General features: G+C 58.9%; 16 protein-coding genes. 8 read left to right on the plus strand and 8 right to left on the minus strand.

The window, feature by feature from the left end:
* Nucleotides 1-70 precede the first annotated feature (70 nt).
* Nucleotides 71-1,273 carry a YncE family protein gene (locus tag ACIX8_RS15925; RefSeq protein ID WP_014266394.1) on the plus strand — a complete coding sequence of 401 codons (1,203 nt, stop codon included), beginning with the start codon at nucleotides 71-73 and terminating at the stop codon, nucleotides 1,271-1,273.
* Between the two features lie 236 nt (nucleotides 1,274-1,509).
* Here ACIX8_RS15925 and ACIX8_RS15930 read toward each other — a convergent pair whose 3' ends face one another.
* Nucleotides 1,510-2,469, minus strand: coding sequence for a YihY/virulence factor BrkB family protein (locus tag ACIX8_RS15930; protein ID WP_014266395.1), 960 nt, complete (start codon nucleotides 2,467-2,469; stop codon nucleotides 1,510-1,512).
* A 132-nt stretch (nucleotides 2,470-2,601) separates the two neighbouring features.
* On the minus strand, nucleotides 2,602-3,717 hold the full coding sequence (gene queG / locus ACIX8_RS15935) for a tRNA epoxyqueuosine(34) reductase QueG (RefSeq protein ID WP_014266396.1): 1,116 nt from the start codon (nucleotides 3,715-3,717) through the stop codon (nucleotides 2,602-2,604).
* Nucleotides 3,718-3,778: 61 nt separating this feature from the next.
* Between queG and ACIX8_RS15940 the strand changes: the two genes are divergently transcribed.
* Both ACIX8_RS15940 and ACIX8_RS15945 read left to right on the plus strand, forming a co-directional pair.
* A complete protein-coding gene (locus ACIX8_RS15940; protein WP_223295360.1) occupies nucleotides 3,779-4,513 on the plus strand; it encodes a ZIP family metal transporter in 735 nt (244 codons plus the stop codon).
* A 133-nt stretch (nucleotides 4,514-4,646) separates the two neighbouring features.
* A complete protein-coding gene (locus ACIX8_RS15945) occupies nucleotides 4,647-5,756 on the plus strand; it encodes a hypothetical protein (RefSeq protein ID WP_014266398.1) in 1,110 nt (369 codons plus the stop codon).
* Between the two features lie 58 nt (nucleotides 5,757-5,814).
* Here ACIX8_RS15945 and htpG read toward each other — a convergent pair whose 3' ends face one another.
* Together htpG and ACIX8_RS15955 are read right to left on the minus strand one after the other, a co-directional pair.
* Nucleotides 5,815-7,680, minus strand: a complete 1,866-nt coding sequence (gene htpG / locus ACIX8_RS15950; RefSeq protein ID WP_014266399.1) for a molecular chaperone HtpG — start codon at nucleotides 7,678-7,680, stop codon at nucleotides 5,815-5,817.
* A gap of 213 nt (nucleotides 7,681-7,893) precedes the next feature.
* Complete coding sequence (locus tag ACIX8_RS15955; protein ID WP_014266400.1) at nucleotides 7,894-8,775, minus strand: alpha/beta hydrolase; 882 nt, start codon at nucleotides 8,773-8,775, stop codon at nucleotides 7,894-7,896.
* Nucleotides 8,776-9,040: 265 nt separating this feature from the next.
* Here ACIX8_RS15955 and ACIX8_RS15960 point away from each other — a divergent pair, with 265 nt between their 5' ends.
* Both ACIX8_RS15960 and ACIX8_RS15965 read left to right on the plus strand, forming a co-directional pair.
* Nucleotides 9,041-10,336 carry a nucleotide disphospho-sugar-binding domain-containing protein gene (locus ACIX8_RS15960; protein ID WP_014266401.1) on the plus strand — a complete coding sequence of 432 codons (1,296 nt, stop codon included), beginning with the start codon at nucleotides 9,041-9,043 and terminating at the stop codon, nucleotides 10,334-10,336.
* A gap of 247 nt (nucleotides 10,337-10,583) precedes the next feature.
* Nucleotides 10,584-11,672: an IS30 family transposase gene (locus ACIX8_RS15965; RefSeq protein ID WP_014263695.1), complete on the plus strand. Its 1,089-nt coding sequence runs from the start codon at nucleotides 10,584-10,586 to the stop codon at nucleotides 11,670-11,672.
* A gap of 70 nt (nucleotides 11,673-11,742) precedes the next feature.
* On the opposite strand, the gene ACIX8_RS15970 is transcribed toward ACIX8_RS15965, so the two are convergent.
* On the minus strand, nucleotides 11,743-13,206 hold the full coding sequence (locus tag ACIX8_RS15970) for a hypothetical protein (RefSeq protein WP_014266402.1): 1,464 nt from the start codon (nucleotides 13,204-13,206) through the stop codon (nucleotides 11,743-11,745).
* A 285-nt stretch (nucleotides 13,207-13,491) separates the two neighbouring features.
* Here ACIX8_RS15970 and ACIX8_RS15975 point away from each other — a divergent pair, with 285 nt between their 5' ends.
* Both ACIX8_RS15975 and ACIX8_RS15980 read left to right on the plus strand, forming a co-directional pair.
* Nucleotides 13,492-16,929, plus strand: a complete 3,438-nt coding sequence (locus tag ACIX8_RS15975; protein WP_014266403.1) for a TonB-dependent receptor — start codon at nucleotides 13,492-13,494, stop codon at nucleotides 16,927-16,929.
* Nucleotides 16,930-17,153: 224 nt separating this feature from the next.
* A complete protein-coding gene (locus ACIX8_RS15980; RefSeq protein ID WP_263053372.1) occupies nucleotides 17,154-18,410 on the plus strand; it encodes an alkaline phosphatase family protein in 1,257 nt (418 codons plus the stop codon).
* A gap of 106 nt (nucleotides 18,411-18,516) precedes the next feature.
* Here ACIX8_RS15980 and ACIX8_RS15985 read toward each other — a convergent pair whose 3' ends face one another.
* Complete coding sequence (locus tag ACIX8_RS15985; protein ID WP_014266405.1) at nucleotides 18,517-19,284, minus strand: hypothetical protein; 768 nt, start codon at nucleotides 19,282-19,284, stop codon at nucleotides 18,517-18,519.
* A 223-nt stretch (nucleotides 19,285-19,507) separates the two neighbouring features.
* Between ACIX8_RS15985 and ACIX8_RS15990 the strand changes: the two genes are divergently transcribed.
* Complete coding sequence (locus ACIX8_RS15990) at nucleotides 19,508-19,714, plus strand: hypothetical protein (protein WP_014266406.1); 207 nt, start codon at nucleotides 19,508-19,510, stop codon at nucleotides 19,712-19,714.
* Nucleotides 19,715-19,801: 87 nt separating this feature from the next.
* On the opposite strand, the gene metH is transcribed toward ACIX8_RS15990, so the two are convergent.
* Both metH and ACIX8_RS16000 read right to left on the minus strand, forming a co-directional pair.
* Complete coding sequence (gene metH / locus ACIX8_RS15995) at nucleotides 19,802-22,516, minus strand: methionine synthase (RefSeq protein ID WP_014266407.1); 2,715 nt, start codon at nucleotides 22,514-22,516, stop codon at nucleotides 19,802-19,804.
* The gene (locus tag ACIX8_RS16000) at nucleotides 22,513-23,613 is read right to left on the minus strand and encodes a homocysteine S-methyltransferase family protein (protein WP_014266408.1); all 1,101 of its coding nucleotides are present in this window, start codon (nucleotides 23,611-23,613) and stop codon (nucleotides 22,513-22,515) included. Before ACIX8_RS16000 ends, metH begins: the two co-directional genes overlap by 4 nt.
* Nucleotides 23,614-23,657 lie beyond the last annotated feature (44 nt).

Below are 23,657 nucleotides of genomic sequence, written 5' to 3' on the forward strand. Positions count from 1 at the left end.
AACCTCCGGTTGCAGCCACCTCTCCACACCCATACACTTCCAGACAGTGCCCATTGCCTCCAGACGCTATATGAAGCTCGCCACAGCCGCGCTCCCGCTGCTGATGGCGGGGCTTACGAGTTGCCACGGCAACGCCTTCCCCGACCACCAAGCCGGGTACCACGAGTACGCCTACGTTGCCGATGGCGACGCTGATACGGTCGCCGTGCTGGACCTCGTGTATCTGCGCCAGGATCGCATGCTGCAGGTGGGCCATCGCCCCACGGGCCTCGCCGTCAATCCCGTGCGCAACGAAGTGTATGTCGTCAACACCGGCAGTGACTCGGTCAGCGTGATCGACGCCGAAGATAATCGTGTCGCCGCCACCATCGGCGTGCACCATACGCCATATTTCATCGATGTTGCCCCTGACGGCAAACGTGCCTATGTCGCGAACTCGGCGTCGAATACCGTGAGCGTGATCGACTTGGACAAGCGCCGCGAGATCGCCGTCGAGGCAACCGGAGAAGGCCCCGGCATGGCCCGCGTGGCTCCTGACAACCGCACCCTGGTCGTCAGCAATCGGATTGCGGGCAGCGTCTCTGTCTATTCCATTACAGACTCCGACAGACATCCGCTGGAGTTCCGGGAAGCCTTCTCCGGCTGCCCCGGAGCGACAGACATCGCCATCGCAGCCAACTCCACTTCGGAGCCGAAGTCGGGAGCTAAGGCGTTCATCGCCTGCTCCGGCGGCCACCAGATCATGGACATCTGGCTCGCCGCCTCTGCCGATTCATGGCGCGGCCAGCAGGACCATTCGCTGCAGCACGATCAGATGCTGGCCCTGCTCGACGTCGGCAAGACTCCGACACACCTCGCGCTGAAGCCCGACAGCGGCGAAGTCTTCTCGACCAACTTCGACTCCGATAGCATCTCCGAGATCTCGACCTGGACCAATGAGGTAAGCGGCACCTACGTCATCGGCGCCAAGCCTTCGCGCGCCATCGTCAGCGGCGACAACACGAGCCTGTGGGTCACGAACTTTGGCGCGGACTCCACCAGCCTGTACAGCATCGATGACGGCAGGCTGATCACCGGCATCCGTACCGGCTCGCGCCCCGATGCCATCGCCTTCTCCGCGGATGAACACCTGCTGCTGGTCGCCGCCTCAGGCGCCAGCGATGTCGCGGTCATTCGTACCCAGAGCAAGAGCGGCCTTCCGCAGCTCTTTACGATATTGCCCGCGGGCAAGCATCCGAACGACATCGTCGTGAAGGCGTTTCAGGCGAAGTAGTTAGCTTTTGCTTTTCTTGTTGTCATTCCCGCAGGGAATCTGCTGCTTGTTCGTGCCAACAGTTCTTTGTGGATGCGGAGATGGAACAAGGCGAGTCATACCCGTTTCGGGATTGCCTCGCAAAATATCGGTGCTATGCCAACAGACAGCAGATTCCCTGCGGGAATGACAACAAGAAAAGCAAAAACAACAGCAAGAAAACAACGGCAGGCCTTCGACTTCGCCCCTCCAAAGGGTTAACGCTGTTCGGCGATCTCGTCAGCGCGCGTCTCGCGCAGGGCCTGCCGTGTGGCCGAGACATAGGCTCCTGCCAGTAGCAATAGGCCTGAGATAAAAGCCCACATGATCAGGCTGACCGACACCTCAAACGGCCCATAGACCGAGCGAAAATCGAGGTGCGGCAGCGCGAGAACGTAGAGATACTTCGCGCCCTCCCACAGTAGACCGACGATGATCGCCGTCGGCAGAACGGCCCGTGCAGGAATCTTGCGGTTCGGCAATACCCAATAGATCAGGAAAAACAGGCCGATACTGGCGATCGTCGCGCATAGCTTCATGAAGATATGCGCGATGAAGTTGAAGACCATCCCATCGGTGTGCCCGAAGAAGATCCAACTCATCACGGTGCGCTGTCCCGCGCTAAGCGCAACCGACGACATCGCCAGAGCAGCAACGCCCACAGCCAGGCCAATCGATACCACCTGGTTCTGCAGGTAAGAGCGATTCTTGCGAACGCCCCAGACGCTGTTCAGCGCAACCTCCAGCGGGAGGAACACGCCGGTTGCCGTAATGAAGAGCATCACCACCGAAACGAGCTTAGTCTTGGTATGCGCATACGCCAGCACGCGCATATTCCGCATGACGAAGTCCTGGTTGTTGGGAAGAAAGTGGGTCATCATCTCGCCGACGACGTCGAACATCTTCGCCGAGTGAAAGACCTTCTGCGACAACGTGAGCATGAGCACGATAAAGGGAAACAGGGAGAGAATCACCTGCGCCGCGACACTGAAGGCATAGGTATGCACCTCGGTCTTGGTCATGTAGAGGCCGAGCGCCTTGACCTGTCCCCAGGTTCCGCTCGCATGCACGGGATGTGCAGGCGCCGCGACGAGGTTCGTCGCAATCTTCTCGTCCCCGGCCTCGGGAACCGTTGCAGGAGCGACGCTGCGCGGCGCGATGGAGATCTCAGGGGGCATACTCATAGTTTACTTGGATGGCAGTATGGGAATGGAAAGACATGCCGGTGTCTTTTTTGTTGTTGCTTGTTTTTCGTCATCATCCTGGATGGCGACGAAAAACAAGCAACGACACTCACGCTATCGTCTGCTCTATGAAAGCCGGCGAATCGCCCACGCCGCGGCCTCCGCAAGCACAGCGTCATCCCCCGCAGCCCAACTCTCAAGCTGCGGTAAGAACTCGTGTTCGCCGCTATTCCCCATCGCAATCGCAATGTTGCGCAGAACCCGCTTGCGCCGCGTGCGTTCGAGCGGTGATCCACGAAACCAGCGATTGAATGTCGGACCATCCATTCCGGCCAGCCACTCGAGCGCTGGATTCACCAGCTCGCGCCGTGCAGGCAACGCAGGCGAAGCCGCTACCGGTGCGCGCCGGTTCCACGGGCACACATCCTGGCAGATATCGCACCCGAAAACCTGCCGTCCCATCAGTGGGAGCAGGTCTTCATCAAGGCTTCCCTTCTTTTCGATAGTCAGGTAGGCGATGCAGCGTGAGGCGTCCATCTGTCTTGGAGCAACTAGGGCATCGGTAGGGCAGGCATCGATGCAGCGCGTGCAGGAGCCGCAACGATCGGCCGCGGGCACAGCCCACGCGTCCGTCGCAAGCTGGAGCGATGTAACGATCACGCCCAGCAACAGCCACGACCCCTGCTGCTGGTTGATCACGCAGGTATTCTTGCCAATCCATCCAACACCTGCACGCTCGGCATAGCCGCGCTCCAGGATCGGGCCGGTATCGACATAGCAGCGCGTCTCGCAACTCTCTCCGAAGCGCTGCTTCAGCTCGGCCTCCACGGCACGAAGCTTCGGCAACAGCACCTCGTGATAATCGCTGCCTTTGGCCTCGTGGCTGGCATCCGCCGACTCTCGGCCACTCCACGCGTAGCGCGCAATCCACCCTGCAGTAGCAGGTGCGGGATCGATCGATCGTGGCTCCTCCGCGTTGTAGTTCACGGCGCAGACGATCACCGATTGCGCCCAGGGCATGGCACGGTGCAAATCTCCGCGAAGCAGTTCTCCTGCCTCATTCGCCCGCTTCAGGTACTCCATCTCGCCTGCGCGACCGGCCGCAATCCACTCCGCGAAGCGGCGGTCGTTCGTATCCGCTTCCGGGCTGCTCTCCGCGGGCACGGCGGCAATTCCCGCGAGATCGAAGCCCGCAGCCTGGGCACGTGCTTGAATCCAGTCCCGGTCTGCGCGCATCAGCATATTGTTATTTTCGCCGACCAATGCCAATAAGGTAGTCTTAAGTTCTAGCTCCAACCTGCCCGTGCCTATTCTGCTACTCATCATTCCCGTGCTGTCCACTCTCGCGGGAGGCCTTCTGGCCATTCGCTTTCGGCGGTCGCTGGCCCTGCTCATCGCGCTCGGCGCGGGGTTACTGCTCGGCGCGGCCTTTCTCGACCTGTTGCCCGAAGCCATCCTGCTGGGCGAACCGACCGGATTCAACCCCACGAACGTCCTTGGCGTCGCCCTAATCTCCTTCCTGCTGTGCCTCGCTCTCGGCAACGGGCTGGATGCCCTGGCGGCGCGCTGGGAGTCCACCGCCTTCTCCCGCCGCACCATCGGCAGGATTGGCGGCACCATGCTGATCTTTCACAGCTTCCGCGATGGCATGGCCATCGGGCTCGCCTATGCCGCGTCGCACGAGGCCGGATACGCCGTCGCAGCAGGCATCGCGGCACACGACCTGGGCGACGGCATGAACACGGTCCTGCTGACGAGCGGCGGAGAACATGCCCAACCGGCGGACTATGCGTTCCTCATCGCCGACGCCGTCGCTCCATTGCTCGGAGGCATGGCTACCGTCTGGTGGACGTTCTCCACGAAGAGTTCGGTGATCCTGCTCGCGATTGCCGCCGGATTCTTCATCCAACTGGCAACCAGCGACTTCCTCCCCGAAGCCCGCCGCCGCGAAGGCCCACGCACAGCGATCATGGCCGCAGTGTTCCTCGGCTCAGCAGGAATCTATGTTGCGAACCTGCTGATCGGGCATTTGCATTAGGGTGTGTCATCCAACTGCTATCCGAACTAGTGCTTGAACCGTGCAAAGAGTTTCCTGTGGCAAGCCCCGTTGGATGCAAGCAGAGAAGCTTATCCATATGAGCTTTATGTCAGCACGATAAGATGGTCCCATCATGCCGGATATCGCAGCACAGTCCGCTGAAGTGACCCTGCAAGGATCGGTTCTGGTGTTGTTGCAGTTTGACGTGTGCGAGGCCATTCGCCTCGACCAGTTGCGCGAACTCATCCTCGCCCGTACCGTCACCCCGCTCCCGCAGAAGCGTCCCGCGCCGGGATCTGTCCGCTACCAGCGGCCCCCGGTGGTAGAGCCGCTGGAGACTCTCGTCCTCGAGAGTGGCGAGCGGCTCCAGGGAGAGATCAAGTATTACGACTACGGTGTATTGAGCGTAGTCTTCGAGCTCCCATTTATCGGAGGCTGGGACAAGCTGACAGGCCTTGCCAGCCGGTGGGTGTGGGACGTTGACTTCGCGGAGCAGGCGACCGAGATCGTGCGCGGACGGTTGCAGCATGCCGGGCCTGCACTGATCAAGCCCTACAAAAAATGGCTGAGCGAAGACTACCTGATCTTTCATATCCGCGAGATCGACGGTTCCCCCTCCGTCACGGATATCATCCAGCAGCATGGTCCGCGCATCGCGCAGGTGGTTCGCGGAGACACCGGAAAGCTGGCCGAGAGCGAATGCAATGAAGTCCTGCAATCGCGCATCTCCTATTACGCCAACGACCTGACCGTAATCGGATGGAACGCCGCGTTCCTCTACGACAGCACCTCAGGAGCCCAAACGGCTATCCAGCTACTCGAGTATGCCAACTCGCAACTACTTGATTTCCGGCACTATGACGATCTGCTTACCGCAGAGCTCGAACGCGTGTATCTGCTGCTCGATGAAGGCACAGGCCTCCTTGCGAGATGGCGTCTGGCAAGGTCTGCAACCCGCCTGCATACAGTCCTGCTCGACGTAGCGGAGCTGACAGAGCGTGCCGATAATGCCATCAAGTTTCTCAGCGATATGTTTGCGGCTCGGCTTTATAAACTGGCGGCAGCAAAGGTAGGTGTGCCTGACTATAAAGACCTGGTAACCCAGAAAATACGCACCGCCGAAGAGCTATATCGCTTCATGGTGGACCAGTTCAATCAGAGCCGGGCATTCTTCCTGGAAGTAACAGTCGTGGTCATCCTCGTCATTGAATTGATCTATCTCTTTCGCGGTAAAGCGATATAGAACTTTCGTCAATCCATCCCGCCGGCTGCGTGCGAATACGCAGCCGGCGAGAAACGGGCTAGATGGAAAGGTTAAGGATGCGGTTGAGGCGCTGCACGAAGAGGGCAGGGTCCGGCAGCGGCACTCCTTCCATCAGAAGAGCCTGATCGAAGAGCAGCCATGCGGCGTCCTCAGTCGTAACATCGTCAGGACGCGCCAGCAGCTTCTTGACGATCTCGTGATCGGGGTTGATCTCAAGAGTGGGCTTCAGGGCAGGAATATCCTTTTGCCCCATGGCGCGCAGCATCTGCTGCATCTTCATGGAGGGCTCCGCCTCGTCTGAGACGATGCAGGAAGGACTATCCGCCAACCGCACCGAGGCCCTCACCTCTTTCACCCGATCTCCGAGCGTGGCCTTCAGCTTGTCGAGCAGGGGCTTGAGGGTCTCGGCCTTGTCAGGCTCAGCCTCATCCTGCAGATCCTCGCTGGTAGAGGCCTTGTTCACGGCCTTGAGATCGATGTCGCCGTACTTCTCGACTCCCGAGAAGACAATCTCGTCAATGTCGTCATCCAGGATGAGGACTTCGAGATCCTTCTTCTTATAGATCTCAAGCAGCGGCGAGGTGCGCAGCAGGGACTCGGCGCCACCGGTGATGTAGTAGAGACTCTTCTGCCCTTCCTTCATGCGCGACTTCACATCAGCAAGACTGGTGAGGCCTTCCACCTTCGTGGACTTGAAGCGAATCAGGTCGAGCAGCGTCTCGCGGTTTGCGAAGTCGCTGTACAAACCTTCCTTGAGGGGACGATTGTACTCAGCAATGAACTTCAGATACTGCTCGGGCTGGTTGGCTGCGATGTTCTTCAGCTCCGAAAGAATCTTCTTCACGCTGGCCGTGCGGATGCTGGTGAGCACGCGATTCTGCTGCAGGATCTCGCGGCTGACGTTGAGGGGAAGATCTTCGCTGTCGATGATGCCGCGAACGAAGCGCAGGTACGACGGCAGAAGCTCCTTGGCGTCGTCCATGATGAAGACGCGTTTGACGTAGAGTTTTACGCCCGTCTTGTATTCCGCCTGGTAGAGATCGAGCGGAGCCTTGGCGGGTATGTAGAAGAGCGTTGTGTAGTCGAGGCTGCCCTCCGCCTTGGTATGGAACCAGAAGAGAGGGTCTTCCCAATCACCGGAGATGGACTTGTAGAGTTCCTTGTAGTCCGTCTCGGTGAGCTCGTTCTTAGGACGGCGCCAGAGAGCGCTGGCCGCGTTGACCTGTTCGGTCGTGTGGGTCTTCTCCGACTTCTTCTCGGCGTCGTTCCACTCGCTCTTGTCGTAGGTAAGAAAGATCGGGAAGGCGATGTGGTTGGAGTACTTCTTCACGACCTCCTGCAGACGCCAGCTATTGGCGTACTGCTCGCCTTCTTCGTTGAAGTGGAGTGTGACGGTGGTGCCGGCGACCAGGCGTTCCGCAGGCTCGATATCGAAGCCCGTCTTTCCGTCGCTGGTCCAGCGCCACGCCAGTTCTTCGCCCGCCTTGCGGGAGACGACCTCTACGCGGTCGGCGACCATGAAGGCGCTGTAGAATCCGACTCCGAACTGCCCGATGAGGTTCGAGTCTCTCTTGGCATCGCCGGAGAGCTGGGAGAGGAAGTTCTTGGTGCCGGAGCGCGCGATGGTGCCGAGGTGCGCGACCAGGTCCTCTTCATTCATGCCGATGCCGGTATCGGCAATCGTGAGAGTCTTGTTCGCTTCGTCGAGCTCCAGGTCGATCCGCGGATCGAAGGCAAGGCCCTTGAAGGCGTCATCGGTCAGGGTCAGGTGGCGAAGCTTATCCAGGGCATCAGAGGAGTTGGAGATGAGCTCGCGCAGGAAGATCTCTGGATGAGAGTAGAGCGAGTGGATGATGAGTTGCAGCAGTTGACTGACTTCGGTCTGAAATTCGCGTTTCGACATAGGTACTTACCACTATAAATAAGAGATAAAGGTCTCCCATCACACAGAAGGTTGTAACTCTTCTCTTCAGGAATGGGATGTTCCTTGTCTCAATTGTTGCAGTGCTCTGCGTTCCGTGTCATCCATCCGTCGCATCGCACGTCGGGACTTTCGTATCGCGGAATGGACGATGCCGGCGAAGGAGATTCCTCGCCGGCATCGTCGTCCATGCAGCTACTTCTGAGGTTGCAGCCAACCGTGCAGCCGCAGCCAGTTGGTCAACTGTGACGTCCACTCCGACAGGGCCGGGTAGCTCTGCGCCAGTGCTGTTCCATGCGGGCCCTGCTCGAAGATGTGCAGTTCCGCAGGCACACCAGCCTTCTGCAGCGCGGTATAGAACACCACGCTCGAAAGGACCGGCACACGCTGATCGGTTCCAGTCGCATAGAGGAAAAATGGCGGTGTCTGCGCTGTCACATGCTTCTCCGGTGAGACAGCCTCCAACATCGCCGCCGGGGGATGCGGCCCCATCGGACCCGAGGGGTCCGGCTTTACCACGGATGGGTCGGTTGTCAGCGCGCCATAGGCGCTGATCGCAAAGTCTGCACGATCGCTCACGCGTTCCACCGGGTCGGTTGCCGAGGCATTGCCTGCATCGAAGTGTGTCCCCAGCATTCCGACCAGATGACCACCCGCCGAAAATCCCCAGAGACCGATCCGGTCGGGCGCAATGGCATACTCGGCGGCATGGCTTCGCACCCAGCGAATCGCGCGCTGCCCGTCCAGCAAGGGCGCGGGAAACTGGTAGCGCGGCGAAAGCCTGTAGCTGAGCACAAAGGCCGAGATGCCCTGCAGGTTCAGCCACTCGGCGATCCGCGTCCCTTCCTTGTCATAGGACAGGTTGGTATACCCGCCCCCTGGGCACACGATCACCGCCGTGTGCAATCCGTCTTTCAGCTTCGCGTCAGGAGAGGCACCAAAGAACTCCAGGTGCGGCTTGTCCTGTTCCTGTGTTCCTGCTGCCCCCGGCGCACCTTCCGGCCAGAGCAGAATCGTGGTTCCATGCGGAACCTCATCCGCCAGGGTACGAACGGGCGGATGCTGTGCAAAGGCCATAGAAGCAAACGTAGAGACCAAAAGGCAGGAGAGTAAAGCGAAAGTTCGAGTTGTCCTCATCTCCTCAGACCATCGAGACCCTGTTATCAGATGTCACGATTACGTCTTTCCTCTGTTAAGAGAATTTGATTTTGCGCTTCCCTCTCGCTACGCAGAGAGCGACTCTATCTGCTCCTATAACGCCGGTGACATTCTTCTGACAAGTTTTGCTAACTCACGTTCTGTAAGTTAAAGATGGGCTCATTCTTGCGTCCGGAGGGTAATTTTGGCACGTATAGGCTTCTTGTGTTTATCGGCAACAGGACATCTCAACCCCACCATGGCGCTGGCAAAGGCGCTGCAGGATCGCGGCCATGAGCCTGTCTTCTTCAATATGATCGACAACGCTCGCAAGATCACCGAGCTCGGGCTGGGCTTTGTCCCCTATGGATTGACGGAGTATCCGGAAGGAACGCTCAAGCTGATCTTTGAAAAGATCAGCAAGCTGAAAGGGATCGAAGGCTTCCAGTACTTTATGGAACGCATGCTGGTGCAGGCGCAGGTGAGTTTCCGTGAGCTGCCGCAATCCATCACAGAGGCAAAGATCGATGCCCTGGTCATCGATCAACTCTTTCCTGGCGGCGCAACCGTGGCCCAGCATCTCGGCCTGCTCTACGCCTCACTGGCGAACGCCCTCGCGGTGAACCACGAGGACGGTGTTCCGCCTCCAACCCTGCCCTGGGGCTATGAAGAGACGGCCGCCGCAGAGACCCGCAACGCTGCAGGCTGGAAGCAGATTGCGCAAGCCTTTACGCCGTGGCGCGAATGCGACAACGCACAACGCGCCCTCTGGGACCTCGAACCATACAACGATGTGCTCGAAGACAGCTTCTCTCCTTTTGCACAGATTGCCAACCAGCCACAGGCCTTCGATCTGCCGCGCAAGAACCTGCCGGAGAGCTTTTATTACGCGGGTCCGTTGCTGCACGCCGCTGCCCGGCAGCCGTTGCAGTTCCCCTGGGGACAGCTCGATGGACGCCCATTGATCTATGCCTCCATGGGGACGCTGCAGAATGGTCTGGACTGGGCCTTCCGCGCCATCGTCGCAGCGTGCGTGGGGCTTGACGCACAGTTGGTACTCTCACTCGGTGGTGGTGTACTTACATCTACAGAGCTGGGCGAGCTTCCTGCAAACGCCATCGTCGTGCCGTATGCGCCGCAGCCGGAGATTCTCGAGCGGGCTGCCCTATGCATTACGCACGCTGGACTCAACACAGCCCTCGAGTCGTTGACCTATGGCGTACCGATGGTTGCCATCCCAGTGACGAACGATCAGCCCGGAGTAGCAGCACGCATCCGGTACACGCAGACCGGAGAGGTGATTGCTCTCGATCAGCTAACGGCGGAAGATCTACGCGAGCAGATCGTCAAGGTACTGGACGATCCCGCGTATCGCGAGCGCGCACTGCAGCTAAAGCGTGACTTCGCCTCCGAGCGCCCGCTCGTGCGGGCCTGCGAGATCATCGAAAGCGAAGTGCTCTCGAAGATTGCAGCGTCTGAAGCGGACATGGCGAGAATATAAGCTCCCAAGGAGCAAAATCATACCTCCCAGGGGCTATTGTCTTTGCTTTTCTGGTTGTCATTCCGAGCGCAGCGAGCGAACCTGCTGTCTCCCGTTTTTCGTCTATGCTGTCGCAAATGTTCCGCGGCAGCACCAGGCTTTTCGGTTCTTGCTGCCACTTTGGGGGGCATGAACAAAGAACGGGAGGAAGCAGCTTGGATTCAAACTGGAAGTGCAACATTTTCTTTTCTAAGGAGGAAGATGTTGCATGGGTCGAACGTACAAGCAGTTTTCTATGGAGGAGCGCTGTCTTCTGCAGACGCAGTTATCGATGGGTTGGAGGCCGGCGGCGATAGCCGCCGGCCTCCAACGGGCGCGGTCCACGGTCACCCGGGAGATGGGTCGTAATGGCTGGCACGTTGCGCAGCCTAGTCCGAAGGGCGGTCGCCGGTTTATCGCCGGAGGCTATTCTGCGGTGACGGCAGATCGACGTGCCCGAAGGTTGCAGCGCATGCCGCGGGTTGCGCGCAAACTGGTTCCAGGCACCCTCGTGTGGGACCTTGTCGTGGCCGAGCTTGGCCGGGGCTTGAGTCCGGAGCAGGTTGGGTTCACACTCAGGCGTATGCCCGATCCGGTGCGTCTGTCGCACGAGACCATCTACACCGCGCTCTACGCCATGCCACGGGGAGAACTCCGCGCCCGCGTGATGACGATGCTGCGCCGCCGCCGGATGAGCCGCAGATCGCGCTCCAAGGCCGCTGTGGACCCCAACCGCCGTCACTTCATCGACCCCATCAAGCTCATCGACCAGCGGCCCGAGGAGGTGGGGCTTCGCCTGGTCCCGGGACACTGGGAAGGAGACCTGATCAAGGGCAGACTCAACCAGTCCCGCGTCGGAGTGCTGGTGGAGCGAACCACGCTATTCCTCGCCCTGGTCAAGCTCGAAGACGGCTCGGCAAAGACCTGCGCGGAAGGCTTCGCCCGCATCCTCAACCGCTTCGCCTCCCAGATGCGCCGTTCCATGACCTACGATCAGGGACGAGAGATGGCCCAGCACAAGTGGCTGGAACAGCAGACTGGCATCGAGGTCTACTTCGCCCATCCCCACTCGCCATGGGAGCGCGGCATCAACGAAAACACCAACGGCCTGCTCCGACAGTTCCTGCCCAAGGGACAAGACCTCGGTCACTTCTCACAACAGCAGCTCGACGATATCGCCATGCTCATGAATGCTCGCATCCGAAAATCACTCGGAAAACGAGCTCCAGCTGAACTCTTCCTCCCAGAAGGAGCCTTCGACTTCGTTGAGTTCTGGCAAAATCCTGGTATGTTCACAAATGTTGCACTTGGGGCTTGAATCCAAGCTGCTTCACTCGCTGCGCTCGGAATGACAACCAGAAAAGCAAGAGCAAAGACGGGGGCTAAACTTACTCGTGCAAATGAAGAGCCACCACTCGCGCTGGCCCCGCGCCTTCGCCCAGCGTGTCGCTCTCGATCAACATCTCGAAGTGCGGAATCGATCCGTCAGGCTTGCGGATATTCCCCAGCATGGGCAGGATCCGATCGTCCTCGGTGACCAGATCGATAGCCGCCTCCGTTCCAACCATCGATAGCCCCTCGACGATCAGCACATTTCCATTGCCACTCAGGTTCGGCAGAAAGGCGATGACGCCATAGACCTTCGTGCTCGTCGCGGGAGTGTAGGAGCTGTACTCCTTGATCTCTTCGGCCTGCGGGTTCCGATTGAGGAAACTGGAATGCTTATCGGGATTGTCCGTGCTGAAGACGAAGTCCATGTGTTTCTCAAAGAGTTCCACCCATGGAACAGCTTCCTGCGCTCCGATCATGATGACGTTGTCGGAGTTGAAATCCTCGATGTGCATGTCGCGGCTGTAGTGAATCAGCGTCCGTTCCGGAATGGCCTCGGGCAGACGTACCAGGCGGGAGAGCGTGGTCGCGTCGACCATGCTGGTGTAGCGGCGCCCCAGCAGAAACTCCGCAAACTGTGGAGTCACGCGAAACGCTGGGTCCACGCGTTCGACGAAGGGGAGCTGCTTACTGTAGTCCTTGCTCAGATAATCGTGCAGGCTTACGTACTGCTTCGTCACCGCATGAAAGAGAACCAGGCCGGAATCACCCAACACGATCTGGGTGGGACGGTCCTCGGTAAAGAGCCGGGACCAAAGCAGGTGCCGGCGATTGCGCTGAAAGTGCGTTCGCATATGCAGCGTAAACGCAACACTGACGGCTGCGGACAGGATCACCAGAAACAAGGTCAGAAAACGGTAGCGCCAGACAATCGGAGTCTGACGAAGGAACCCGAGAGGAGACGAAGCCATCGGCTTTCCTGCCACTTCGCTCTCCAGCCGGGGTCCGCCTGGCCGTTCAGAGACTGACCTGAACGCCACGGGAGGTTGAGCCTCGAACCTCTCCAGCGCAACCTCGTCCGCTACAGATCCAATCTCTCCGGCACCGGCAAGACCAGCACCCACGGGAGAAAGCTGCTCCGGAGCAGGTAGGAAGACGGGGATATAGCTTCCTTTGGGAATAACAAGGTGGAGGGATTCGCCTCTTCCGGCCTTCTGGAAGTACTGCTCGAGACGGCGGCGCAGGCGAAACGCATGAGAACGAACGATGGTATCGGCCGCCGAGTCGTAGTCAGGCTCGCGCCCGAAGACCTCAACCCCAATATGCTGTTCGCTGAGATTCCGCCCTGGGTTCTCGAAGGTAGCTGTACAGATATAGGAGAGAAACTTCGAGATCTGCGGAGAGCGGACAAAATCCGGAGTAGAGAGAATGCGCTCCACCAGTTGATAACGAGGATCTTTTCCCGGCAATCTATCGCCTTCGCCGTTTTCCTCCAGCAGCCCCGCAGAAATCTCCTTCGTCATCACTTTCCTTCAGTTACGCCTCCATTACTGTACCCGCCTGACGGTTACATTTCGGTAAATCACCTTCGTTTCACCCCGATGGTTAGCGGTGCTCCGGCCTTCGGTACACCCCTTTCTTTTCTTCAGCCGCCAGTGAAGCGAAAGGAAATCTCCGAGAAATCACTGAAGGATTCCGAAAGGCCTCAGCTAGGTTCAAAAGGGCGAACCGGAGAGACTTCCGCCTTGCTAACGTTCCCAAACTGAAACTCAATGATCTTTTTTCTGGCTAGTGGAGGATACCTTTCAATGAAAGACAGAAGTCTAAAATGGCTCCGTTACCTGAGCGTGCTCGTTCTGGTGTTGCTATCCTTCCCGATGTTCGGGCAGGATACGGGCGCCAGCCTTCTCGGAGTCGTACGCGACGGCGCAGGTTCAACCCTGGGCGGTGCGACCGTCACCGCAACCAACATCGCGACGAATGCACGCACGGTTCAAACATCCAATGACAAGGGAGAGTACTCGCTGCTCAACCTCCCTCCCGGTACCTACACCCTGCAAATCCAGGCGGCAGGTTTTGAAAGCTACGATCAGCGTGGAATCCGGCTCGATCTCGGACAGCATGCGAGCCAGGATGTCATGCTCAAGGTCGGACAGGTACAGCAGACCGTAACCGTCGATGCCGATGTCTTCAACCTGGACACGGTCTCGTCCGTCGTCAGCGATGAGGTCAACGGCACCTCGATCCGGAGTCTGCCCCTCAACACGCGCAACCCTTACGACCTGCTCGAGCTCGCCCCCGGCTTCGCCGGTTCAGTCGGCAACGACTACAACGCAGTGAGCTACGCCGTCGACGGCGGTCGCCAGGGCTACACAGACGTTCTCGTCGACGGAACCCCGGCGGGCTTCCCCACCGTCAACGGCAACTCCGGCATCGGCATCTTTCCTTCGGTGGACGCTATCGGCGAGTTCCGCCTCATGGCCCAGAACTATCCCGCGGAATACGGCCGCAGCCTCGACGGCATTCTGAACGTGGTCTTCAAGTCGGGAACGAACCAATTTCACGGGGCAGCGTTCGAGTTCATTCGCAACTCCGATCTGGATGCCAACAACTACTTCTCCAAGCAGCACGGCACTCCCCTGCCGCCCTTCCGACGTAACCAGTTCGGCGGCACCCTTACCGGACCGATCTTCAAGAACCGCACCTTCTTCCTGCTCTCCACCGAACTGCTGCGCGAAGATGACTTCAACACTCTGACCGCAACTGTTCCCACCCTGGCCCAGCGTTCGGGAGACTTCTCGCAGACCTTTGGCGCCAATAAACAACTGATTACGATCTACAACCCGTTTACGACCCGTGCCAACCCCAACGGACCGGGTTCTATCCGCGATCCCTTCGCGGGCAACAAGATCCCCATGTCGATGATGAGCCAGGTCGCGCAAAAGGCGCTGGCGTATTATCCGCTTCCCAACGTTCCGGGCGACCCGGTCACTAACGCGAATAACTACTTTGCGACCGGCAGCACCGTTAACGCGATCAATGCCTGGGACATCCGCATCGATCACACGATCAGCGACAAGCAGAGGATCTTCGGACGCTACTCCGATCGCTTCTACCAGGACAACCCCAACCCACTCTTCCCCGCTGCGGATGCCGTTGCAGAGGGACTCATCAACAACCAGGACTTCGACCGTGGTCTCACCCTGGGCTACACCGCAACGCCCAATGCCCGCACTATCCTGGACGTCCGCCTCGGCTTCGCCCGGACGCTCTACAACTACCTGAACAACAGTCTCGGCTTCCAGGCCACAACGCTTGGCCTGCCTGCCTCCTTCAATGCAGCTGTGGGCACGACCGCGTTGTTCCCTGTCTTCTCTCCGGCTGGCTATGTCGGCCTGGGCAACAACGGCAACCGGCATAACGCCTTTATGACCTACAGCCTTCCCGGCTCTCTCACACTGGTGCGTGGATCTCACACGATCAAGATCGGCTTCGATGGCCGGCTCATTCGCGTGAACGACCATGAGAGCGCGGACAGCTCCGGCAACTTCACCTTTGGCACGACCTTCACCGGCGGACCAAACCCGAACGCCGCGAGCGCGAACGCCGGCAACGGCCTGGCTTCGATGCTGCTCGGCACCGGTACCGGCGATCTCATTCAGGCCTACAAGGACGACGCCTCGCAGAGCTACTACCTGGCGGAGTACGTACAGGACGACTGGCGTGTCACCAATAAGCTGACGCTCAACCTCGGCCTGCGCTATGACCTCGACACCCCACGCACGGAACGCTTCAATCGGATGAACTACTTCGATCCGACCGTCTCCTCTCCTCTGTCCTCGAATGTTCAAGGGCTGCAGGGTGGACTGGTCTTCGTGGGTGTCAATGGCGTCAGCCGTCACCAGTACCACATGGATACCAACAACCTCGCACCTCGCTTTGGATTCGCCTATACGGCACAGAAGTCGACCGTCATTCACGGCGGAGCAGCTATCGTCTACGGACCGTCCGCGCAGGCTGCGGCCGGTACGGTCGGGCCGTATGGCTTCCGTGTGCAAAACAACTGGATCAGCACCGCCAACAGCGATGGCATCACCCCTTCCAACACACTCGACAACCCCTTCCCGCAAGGCTTCCAGACACCGCCGGGCTCCTCGCAGGGACTTCTGACCGGTGTCGGCGGCCAGATCGAAGGCGCGATTCAGAACACTCCCACACCGTACGTCGTGCAGTGGAACCTGGACGTCGAACAGAGTCTGCCGTATGAGACGACCTTCGACATCGCCTACGTCGGTAACCGGGGCCGCAAGCAACAGCAGAGCCGTGAGGGTGGTATCGATTTCGATCAGCTTCCCCAGGCGGACCTCGCTCTTGGCTCGCACCTGAATGACGTCGTAACCAATCCTTACTTCGGCGCCATCTCGAGCGGAGCCTTGACCGGACCGACGACCAATCGCGCGCAGCTGCTGAGGAAGTACTCGCAATACACGAGTGTTCTTCCGCTGTTCCTCTCCGGTGGCAACGATCAGTACGACGGCCTGCAACTGCGCCTGTCCAAGCGTATGGCCTCGGGACTGCAGTTCCAGGGCTCTTATGTGTGGGCGAAGAACTTCGACAATGGAACGAACCATCAGGACAGCTTCAATCCTATGGCTGACTATGCGATCAGCTCGCAGGACATCCATCAACGCTTCATCATGAGCTACATCTACCAACTGCCCTTCGGACGCGGAAAGGCGTTCGGCGGAAACATGTCGCGCCTGGGAGATGTCTTCGCCGGCGGATGGCAGGTGAATGGCATTACAACCTTGCAGGGAGGCACACCGCTTCAGATCTCTGCGACCAATAACCTCTCCAACTTCGACTTTCAGACGCTCTACGCCAACACCAACGGCCAGAATGCGGCGCTCCACGGCAGCATTCATCAGCGTCTGAGCAAGTACTTCAACACGGCGGACTTCAGTCAGCCCGGCAACGCCACCAACCCCTTCGCTCTGGGCAATGGACCGGCGTACTATAGCAGCCTGCGCGCGCCAGGGTTGAACAGCACGGACCTGTCTCTCATCAAGGACTTTACGACGATCAATCGTCTAAAAGTACAGTTCCGTACAGAGCTGTTCAATGCCTTCAATCATGTCCAGTTCGCTGGACCGGATACGGGCGTAAACGATGCCTCGTTCGGCGAGATCACCTCGCAGAACAACCAACCCCGGCAGCTTCAGTTCGGCTTGAAATTGCAGTTCTAATCCAACCGGCGGGGAGGGTCGCCTTCCAGCAACCCTCCCCGCCGATTGATCTCAGCCAGCAGCATGAATACTCTTCATATTTATCCCCGTCTCAGATAAAAAGGACCAGCCCCGTTTTGATGAAACCTCTTTGCCGTTTGCTTCTGTGTGCCCTTCTCTTTGGACACATCACCAGGCCCAGCGCAGCACAATCGACGTCCGGCTCTCACGCAAAGAAACCGATTGTGGTTGTCGTTACGATCGATGGCTTCCCTGCACGCGCGCTCCAGGATCCCCGCCTGCCGATGCCCACGCTGCGTGCCCTCGCGGCCTCCGGAGCCGTCGCTACAGGAATGCGGCCGATCAATCCTACGGTTACCTGGCCCAACCATACCGCTATCGTGACCGGCGTCAACGCCAGCCGGCACTTCGTCATGGTCAATGGTCTGCTCACGTTTCCAGCGAATGGAACCGCGCCAGAGGTTGAGCCCTGGACGGACAAAGCGAAGTTAGTGCACGCGCGCACGCTCTACGAAGCCGCTGCTGAAAAAGGTCTTACAACGGGCCAGGTCGACTGGGTTGCGATCTATGGCGCGAAGGGCGTGAACTGGCAGTTCGGAGAGAGTCCCGATATGCATGACTCCACCCCTCAGGATCTGGTGGCCCGCGGCCTCCTTACGCCTGAGCAGGTGAAGCAATTCGACGAGGGCAGCAGCCCCGCCTGGCGCGACGAGATCTGGACGGATGCAGCCGTGGACATCATCGAAAAGCACACACCCAACCTGATGCTGATCCATCTCCTGCAGACGGATTCCATCCAGCATGAGTACGCTCCCCTCACGCCCGCAGCCTATGCAGCCTATGCCTATGCCGACCATTGCCTGACCAGAGTAGTGGAGGCGGTGCGCAAGGCAGGCGTACTCGATCGGACTACGTTCTTTATCCTCTCCGATCACGGGTTCACGACCTATACCCATACCCTCAGCCCCAACGTAGCTCTCATTCAGCAAGACCTCCTCCACAAGCAGGACAAGGATTATGCAGGAGACGTATGGGTCAAAGCCGAAGGCGGCGCTGCCGGAGTTTATATTCGCAATGCCAACCGCCGCGCGGAGCTGCTACCGAAGCTAAAGGCCTACTTCGAAGGCATCCAGGGAGTTGATCATGTCTATACGAATGAGGAGGCGCGGTCGATCGGCATTCCAGCGGACACCGATACCGATCAGGCACCGCAGCTTTATCTCACGGCCTCGCCGGATTACTCCTTCGATGACGACACCAGCGGTGAGCTGACGAAGACGAATCCCCCTCGTGGTCAGCATGGCTACCTGAATACCATGTCCGATATGCAGGCCCTCTTTGTAGCCTCTGGAGCGGCGATCAAACCCGGACTCAAACTGGATTCCGTCACCAATCTTCAGGTAACTCCAACAATCGCGAGGATACTCGGCCTGCAGATGCCCGAGGCGAAGGAGCCGGCGCTGGACGGTGTTTTGCGCTAGTGTCTTGAGTTTTTCATTCGTTATAGTTCTTGCTGTTGTTTTCTTGTTGTCATTCCCTGCGAGAATGACAACAAGAAAACAACAGCAAGAACAAAACAGCTTAAATTCAAGGCGCTCGGTTACAAGGCTCCGATGACGTTACCGAGTCCAGAACAAACCCAAAGTTCGAGCGGCGGCCATGCAGAACAATGGACGATCCTTCTGTCAGGGTGTTCACCTTGCATTGGCCATTCACGCGAATCGCATATCCCGTAACCAGCGCGTAGAGGCTGCGATAGGACTCCAGAGAGAGCCACCGTCCATCGTTTGTCTTCACATCTGCATAGTCTCTGGCCGTGCCTTTTCCTCTATGCGTTCCGACATGAGATACCGTGGCCTGTATGGATTCTGGCGACTGTGCCGTTTGAACAAGAACAACCCGAATGGCAGAGTCGAAGACGAAACAAATCACAGTGAGTACTGCGAATACCAGTAAGACCTGGTTACCCAGCTTCTTCCACCACGCAGCCTCTCCGAGCACCTTCGCATACCTGGCATGGAACCATGCCAACCCAAGCACTCCAACGCCAGATGCGCCTCGCATGGCGATATACAGGATTCGCAGCTGCTGCGCCCGCGTTGTGAGCAGCCGGAGAGCAACGCTGTCCAGCCACCCCCAAAGGAAGAAGATCGTACCTATCCCGCAGAAAAACAACATCAACAACAGCAGGATAGGAAGGTCAGCTTTGTGGGTTCGGGCGTTGTCGAATCTCGTAGCTCCTGCTGCCCCCTGTAGTCGCGTCCTTCTCTCTTGCCTCTGCCTGGTAAGGGCGGGCACCAGGGCGGCAACGATCAGAATCGCCATGCCCAGCACCAGGTAGAAGAAAGTTTGCATGATGCCCGATGCTACCGAAGAAATAGAGGCTTGGCCATTCGAGGGTAGAGGAATACCGCTTGGCGTTAGTGGCCCGGCGGGCTGGAAGCAGATTCCCTTGAGGAAATGACAAATACAAAAGCAAAACAACAGACTTGAGCACTTGCACTCTTGTGGCTGCGATTACCCTCTCCAGAATATCGTTTTGGGCCAGCAACACTACCGTTCATGAGAAAATTTCAATATGAGTGATTTCATTCCCAAAACAGGCGGAGTAAAAGTAGGCGGACTGAGCCGGGCAGCACAGAGGCTCCAGTCCGCACGCGAAAAGGCTGCCCACGTAAAAAGTGGCGCAAAACCCCTTCCCGGAGCGTCTGTGTCATCGTTTAATAAGGCGAAAGCCTCGTTTGCCGGCACGAAGAAGACGTCCTTTCAGCGCAAGGCCGTCTAGCCAGATGGCTTAGAGCCTTAGCCTGGGGGAGCAGTTCATCGCCCCCCAGGCTCGCCCAAAAGCCTCTACGAACGACCGGCCCGGAGCCTATTCCGCAGGCTCGTAATTCAGGTTCTGCCCGAGCCACCGCTCGACCTCAGCCACGCTCATCCCTTTGCGCTTGTGATAGTCGACGACCTGGTCGCGATCGATCTTGCCCAGGCTGAAGTACCGCGACTCCGGGTGCGCAAAATAGATCCCACTCACGCTGGAACCGGGCCACATAGCAAACGACTCCGTAATCTGCATGCTGGTGTTCGCCTGCACGTCGAGCAGTTGCCAGAGCGTCCCCTTCTCCGTGTGATCCGGGCACCCCGGATATCCGGGAGCAGGCCTGATTCCCCGATACTTCTCCTGAATCAGCTCCGCGGGACTCAGGCCCTCTGCGTGTCCGTAGCCCCATTCATCGCGCACCCGCTTGTGCAGGCATTCGGCGAAGGCTTCGGCCAGACGGTCGGCGATGGCCTCTGCCATGATCGCGTTGTAGTCATCGTTCTCGGCCCTGAAGCGGTCGCACAACTCCTTCAGTCCTATTCCGCTGGTGACCGCAAAGGCGCCGATGTAATCTAACAGCCCGGTCTCCTTCGGCGCAATAAAGTCCGCCAGCGACCGGCACGGCTCCGTGCCTTCCCGGTTGGCCTGCTGGCGAAGGAAGTGGAACCGGTCGAGTACCTCTGTGCGTATGCCGTCCGTGTACAGCTCGACGTCATCGCCCACGGCGCTGGCAGGAAAGAACCCATATACGCCACGCGCCGTAATCAGGTTTTTCTCAATGATGGTGTCCAGCAGCGCATTGCCTTCGGTGAAGACCTGGCGTGCCTGCGCGCCATGCTCCGGGTGATCGAAGATACGGGGATAGATTCCCTTCAGCCCCCAGGTGTGAAAGAACGGCGACCAGTCGATGAACTCGCGCAGCGTCGCCAGGGGAAAGTTGTCCAGCACGCGCACGCCGGTAAACTCGGGAACGGCGAGGTCTTCGGCCCGCCACTCGATGGGAGTCCGACGCGAACGAGCGGTCTCGAGGGAAACGGTCTTCTGTCGCGGCGAGGCGTGTGACTTGCGAAGCGCCTCGTAGTCGGCGCGATGCCGCGCCACGAACTCCTCCTTGCCGTCTTCGCTCAAAAGGCTGGTCGTCACGGGCACCGCGCGGCTCGCGTCCAGTACGTGGACTACGGGTTCGCTATAGTGCGGCGCAATCTTGACGGCTGTATGGGCCCGGCTCGTCGTCGCCCCGCCGACCAGCAGCGGCAGCTTGAAGCCCTGGCGCTCCATCTCCTTGGCCACATGCACCATCTCGTCGAGAGACGGCGTAATCAGGCCACTGAGGCCGATCAGGTCCGCCTTCTCCGCCTTGGCGCGTTCGAGGATCTTTTCGGAAGAGACCATCACTCCCATGTCGATGACCTCGTAGTTATTGCAGGCCAGAACCACACCGACAATATTCTTGCCGATGTCGTGAACATCGCCCTTGACGGTGGCCAGAACGATCTTGCCCTGGGCCTTTACTTCCTGGCCGGCCGCAAGCATCGCGGCCTTCTCGGCTTCCATGAATGGCGTCAGATACGCGACGGCTTTCTTCATCACGCGAGCGGACTTCACGACCTGGGGCAGGAACATCTTACCCGCTCCAAACAGATCGCCCACTACGCCCATGCCGTCCATCAGCGGGCCTTCAATCACCAGCAGAGGACGGCCCAGCTTCGCGCGTGCCTCTTCCGTATCGATGTCGATATAGGCATCGATCCCCTTGACCAGCGAGTGGGATAGGCGCTCCTCGACCGTACCGTTGCGCCACTCCTCAATCTTCTTCTCGTCCTGGACCGTGCCCGAGCTTTCAGCCTTCAGCTTTTCGCCGTGCTCCACCAGGCGCTCTGTTGCATCGGGACGGCGGTTCAGCAGCACGTCTTCGACCAGCACCTTCAACTCCGGCTCAATCTCCTCATATACCTCGAGCATGCCGGCATTGACGATGCCCATGTCCATACCCGCCGCGATGGCGTGGTACAGAAAGGCCGAGTGCATGGCCTCACGAACCTTATTGTTGCCTCTGAAGCTGAAAGAGATGTTCGAGACGCCGCCGCTGACCTTCGCGTGCGGCAGGTTGGCCTTGATCCAGCGCGTCGCGTTGATGAAATCAACCGCGTAGTTGTTGTGCTCCTCCATGCCGGTGGCAACCGTGAGGATGTTCGGGTCGAAGATGATGTCTTCGGGAGGAAAGCCGACCTCGTCGACGAGGATACGATAGGCCCGCTCGCAGATGCGTATCTTCTCCTCATACGTCGCGGCCTGGCCCTGTTCGTCGAAGGCCATCACCACCACCGCAGCACCATACTTGCGTACTGTGGCAGCGTTATGCCGGAACTTTTCCTCACCTTCTTTAAGCGAGATCGAGTTCACGATTCCCTTGCCCTGCAGGCACTTGAGTCCGGCCTCGATGACCTCCCACTTCGAGGAATCCACCATGAAGGGCACCTTGGCGACCTCGGGCTCGCTGCCCAGCAACTGCAGGTAGCGCGTCATGGCGACGGCGCCGTCGATCATGCCCTCGTCCATGCAGATATCGATCACGTTCGCGCCGTTCTCGACCTGCTGCCGCGCAATGCTTACGGCTTCTTCGTACTTGCCTTCCTTGATCAGCTTCGCGAACTTCGGCGAACCGGCCACATTGGTCCGCTCGCCGATCATGATGTAGACGCCGGACTGCTGGGTGAAGGGCTGTGATCCTGATAGGCGGAGCGGCTTCGTCTCCGTAACCGTGCTCATGCTCCCAACTCCCGCGGAGCCTTACCGTCAAGAGCTTTGGCAATCGCAGCAATGTGCTCAGGGGTATTGCCGCAACAACCACCAGCAATGTTGATCAGACCACCTCGCGCAAAGTCACCTAGGTAGCGCGCCATATCCTGCGGCCCCAAATCGAACCCGGTCTCGGAGAGCGGGTTCGGCAGACCTGCATTCGGGTAGCAAGAGATCGCCACGTCGGCCTTCTCCGAAAGCTCTTCCAGAAACGGATACATGAGATCGGGACCGAGAGAACAGTTGAGCCCCACCGACAGCGGCTTCACATGCTGTACTGCGTTCCAGAACGCCTCGGTTGTCTGCGCGGAGATCAGCGTCTCGCCGCCACGTCCCACGGCTGCTGAGATCATCACCGGCAACTCCTTGTTATTTGAGGTAAGGCCATCCTGATCGAACACCTCGCGGATGGCGACCAGCGCGGCCTTGGCGTTCAGCGAATCGAAGATCGTCTCCACCAGAAGCAGGTCGGAGCCTCCGGCGATGAGGGCGCGCACCTGCTGAACATAGGCGGCCTTCACCTGATCGAAGGTAACGACGCGGAAGCCTGAGTCATCGGCATCGGGCGAATTGGAAAGAGACACCGTCAGCGGCCCGATCGCACCCGCCACAAAGCGTTGACGCCCTGTCTCGTTCGCTGTCCGATCGGCCCACTCGCGGCACTGCCGCGCCGACTGCTCATTGATCTCCCAGGCCAGGTCGTTGAGGAACTTATCTTCGATGATCTTCTGGTAGAACTCGGGATCTTTGCGGCCGCCGTGCTCCCGCGGGTCGTCCACGAAGAACTCGCTCTGGGTGATCCCAGTCGCGCCGAAGGTGTTCGTCTCGATGATGTCCGCGCCGGCCTCCAGGAAGCGGCGATGAATATCACAGATCATCTTCGGCTGGGTCAGCGAGAAGAGGTCGCCGTTGTTCAGCAGGTCTTTCTTCGAGTCCTTGAAGCGCTCTCCGCGAATGTCGGCTTCTGTCATGCCATAGGTGCGGATCGTCGTGCCCATCGCTCCATCGATGATGGCGATTCGGCTCTCCAGGATCTTTTCAAGAGGATGTTGGTGGGCTTTCGTCATGTCTCCCTGATGGCCTTGCACGTGGCTATGCCGCAAGAGCGGAT

This window comes from Granulicella mallensis MP5ACTX8, from assembly GCF_000178955.2.
GTDB classification, from domain to species: domain Bacteria; phylum Acidobacteriota; class Terriglobia; order Terriglobales; family Acidobacteriaceae; genus Granulicella; species Granulicella mallensis.